A 2,849-nucleotide genomic window follows, 5' to 3' on the forward strand; every position below is an offset into this window, starting at 1 on the left:
GGCTCACTGTGTGGTCCCTGCCGTCTCGGTGGACGCCTAGCGTCACCATGTCACCCGGGGATACCTCGCGCAGCCTGGCGGAGAACTCCCCGGCGGAGGCGACCGACTTGCCGTTAAAGCTACGGATGACATCACCGGGTAGAACACCTGCCTTGCCCGCGGGCCCGCCGCGCACGACGGCCAGCACGAGCGCCCCGACACGCACGTCCAGTCCGAGCCGCTCAGCGATCGCCGAGGTGAGGGTGGCGAGCTGGACGCCAACGAAGGCGTGCTTCACGGTCCCGGTGCGCAGCAACTGCTCAACGGCGTCAACCGCGGTCGCGGACGGTATCGCGAAGCCCAGCGACGAGGCTCCGGTCGACGGTGGGATGTAGGCCTCGTTGATGCCCACGACCCGGCCCTGGCTGTCCAGCAGCGCCCCGCCGGAGTTACCGGGCGAGATCGCCGCATCGGTCTGGATAAGGTCCACCAGCGGCCGCCCCTGCCCACCCTGCTGACCGGATACGGGCAGGTTCCGGTTCACGCCGGAGATGATCCCGGCGGTGACGCTGTTCTCGAATCCCAGCGGGCTGCCGATCGCCACCGCCAACTCGCCCACCTGGGGCAGGTCCTTACGGAACGTCGCGGCGGGTAGGCCGGTCCGGTTCACCTTCACCACGGCGATGTCGCTGATCTCATCGGCGGCCTGTACCCGACCGGCCACCCGGCGGCCGTCGGCGAAGGCCACCTCGGCCTTTCCATCGGATGCCTGGGCAATCACATGCTGGTTGGTGACGATGACACCGTCGGCGCGGTAGACGATGCCGCTGCCCAGCTCGTTCCCGACCAGGATGGTGACAACGGACGGCTCGACGTCGGAGACGATGCCCGCAACGGCGCCGAGCCCGGCTCTGTCCGCGGCGGCGGCCCGGTCCGCCGTCGGCGAGCCGGGCCCGCCGCCAGTACCGCAGCCGGTGGCGCCCACCAGCATCACGGCAGCGGCGACGATCCCACTGATCCAGCCGGTCAACCGGCTCACGCTCCTGCCATACCCGCCAGAAGCTCCTGCCATACCCATCAGAACAGCCCGAACACCCAGCGGGCGGACAGGTCGATCCCCCGCGCGTCGCACAGCGCCGCCGCCCGCAGGAACCCGCTGATGCCGCCGCAGCGGGTGACGTCCACCTGCAGGCAGTCGACAGCACCCGCGGCCAGCAGCCGTTCCAGACCGGGCAACGTGTAGCCGTACTCGCCGGCCGCGATGTCCATCCCCGCCGGGCCGCGGTCCCGCAGCAGCCGCAACCCCTCCAGGTCGTCGGAGCTGACCGGCTCCTCGAACCAGCGCACATCCTGCTCCGCGAAGATCTCCGCCAGCATCAACGCCTGCTTGCGGCTGTACGCCCCGTTCGCGTCCACATAGAGCTCGACGTCGGATCCGACTGCCCGCCGGGCCACAGCCACCCGCTTCCGGTCCGCCGCCGGGTCCCGGCCGACCTTCATCTTCACCCGCGGGATACCCGCCGCCGGCCCGGACCGTCACCACCACCAGGGTGACGGAACCCCACTCCAGCGTCCCGTCCGACGCGGGCTGCTCGGTCGGCACCAGGTAGGCGGCGACCTCCACGCTCGCAACCGCTGGCATGCCTGCTGTCTCCCCGAAACCGCGGCCCGCCACGCCTACCCGGTCGCCCAGGCTGCTGCCCCGGGACGGGGTGGGCGAGGTTGGCTTCCGTGGCCACGGAAGATCCGCCAGGCTCGCGGGGCTGGGCGGCCCTCCGGCACGAAATCCTCCTCCGAACGTTCACCTTGGCTGGCGAAGCCAGGAGACAACCTCGGCCCCCGCGACCCGCCGGTCACCTCAAGGCACCGGCGGCAACCGCACCAGCCTTCGGCGGGACCGAGTCACCAGGGCGGTGCCGGCTCTGCCGGCGAGCGCCCAGGCGGTACAAAGCGAGCATGCTCGCGGCGTGCAGGCAGTCCACAGCGACGCCAGGCCGGCCCGGCGGTAGCAGGCTCTGGACCAGATGGCGGGCTCCCAGCACCCGCACGGCTGCCGGCCGGACGCGGCTGGAGGAGTGGCCGCCCGCGGCCCGCAGAACCAGCCCGGGCTGCGCCACCAGCAGGATCCCCCACCCGGTCCGCATGGCCCTGATCGCCGCCCACCCGGTCCGACCGGTCCGACCGGTCCGACCGATCCGACCGATCCGCCACATTGTTGGTCCCGCACATCGTTGGTCCCGCGGCTGGTTCCAGGCCGCGGGACACCGCCTCGGCTGCCACGATCCGTACCGTGGTCAGGTCCCCTGTTCGGACCGTTCCCGCTGCTCGTGGCCTTCGGCTTCCCTCTCGTGGGCCTGAGCCTGAGCCCGGGCCTCTTCCGCCTCGCGCTGCTCCCGGCCCTTCTCCTCCTGCTGCTGCCCCTCCTGCCGCAGCCCTTCGCTGCCGGTCACATCGGCTGCCGCTTCCTTGATCTTGCCTTTCGCCTCTTCGAATGCGCCCATGAGTGAGTGTTCCCTCCTGACCGACTTTTTTGGCAATCTGGGTGTCACCTACGGCGGCCGATCGGCACGGGCCGCCAAGATAAGCGTTCCCACCTGGGCGGACGTTCTCCCCTACCGCTGGGATTCGTCAGGCAACCGAAAGATCAACAGGCTGGCCCGGCGCGCCCGCCGCCGGCCCCCTACCGGTGCCGGGCCATCCGGTCGGCCCCGACTCCCATGCCGGCCCCAACTCCCATGCCGGCGGCCGCGGACACGCCGGCGAGCACCCCGCGGCGGTGCTGGCTGAGCCAGAGTTCCGGGCTGTGGGCGTGGGCGCGGTCGTCGAAGTCGCCGTGCGCGCCGTGCGCGCCGTGGGCACCGGGCACCGGG

At 71.5% G+C, this 2,849-nt stretch carries 4 protein-coding genes and 1 pseudogene; all 5 read right to left on the reverse strand.

Annotated elements, in window-relative coordinates; all coding sequences use genetic code 11:
* Nucleotides 1–1,018: S1C family serine protease (locus AC08OX_RS12750; RefSeq protein WP_476608017.1), on the reverse strand; the 1,018-nt coding region annotated here is incomplete at its 3' end.
* A gap of 38 nt (nt 1,019–1,056) precedes the next feature.
* Nucleotides 1,057–1,479 carry an enolase C-terminal domain-like protein gene (locus tag AC08OX_RS12755; protein WP_476608023.1) on the reverse strand — a complete coding sequence of 141 codons (423 nt, stop codon included), beginning with the start codon at nt 1,477–1,479 and terminating at the stop codon, nt 1,057–1,059.
* 353 nt (nt 1,480–1,832) lie between these two features.
* Nucleotides 1,833–2,123 carry a hypothetical protein gene (locus tag AC08OX_RS12760; protein ID WP_476608018.1) on the reverse strand — a complete coding sequence of 97 codons (291 nt, stop codon included), beginning with the start codon at nt 2,121–2,123 and terminating at the stop codon, nt 1,833–1,835.
* A gap of 150 nt (nt 2,124–2,273) precedes the next feature.
* Nucleotides 2,274–2,480 carry a hypothetical protein gene (locus AC08OX_RS12765; RefSeq protein WP_476608019.1) on the reverse strand — a complete coding sequence of 69 codons (207 nt, stop codon included), beginning with the start codon at nt 2,478–2,480 and terminating at the stop codon, nt 2,274–2,276.
* Between the two features lie 179 nt (nt 2,481–2,659).
* Nucleotides 2,660–2,849 (reverse strand): annotated as a pseudogene (locus AC08OX_RS12770) (SDR family oxidoreductase); the annotation flags it as partial.

The organism is Frankia sp. CoBUL1 (assembly GCF_978021245.1).

Coding starts and splice junctions, on each gene's coding strand:
- AC08OX_RS12755 (WP_476608023.1), bottom strand. CDS start 1,479: ATGAAGGTCGGCCGGGACCCGGCGGCGGACCGGAAGCGGGTGGCTGTG.
- AC08OX_RS12760 (WP_476608018.1), bottom strand. CDS start 2,123: ATGCGGACCGGGTGGGGGATCCTGCTGGTGGCGCAGCCCGGGCTGGTT.
- AC08OX_RS12765 (WP_476608019.1), bottom strand. CDS start 2,480: ATGGGCGCATTCGAAGAGGCGAAAGGCAAGATCAAGGAAGCGGCAGCC.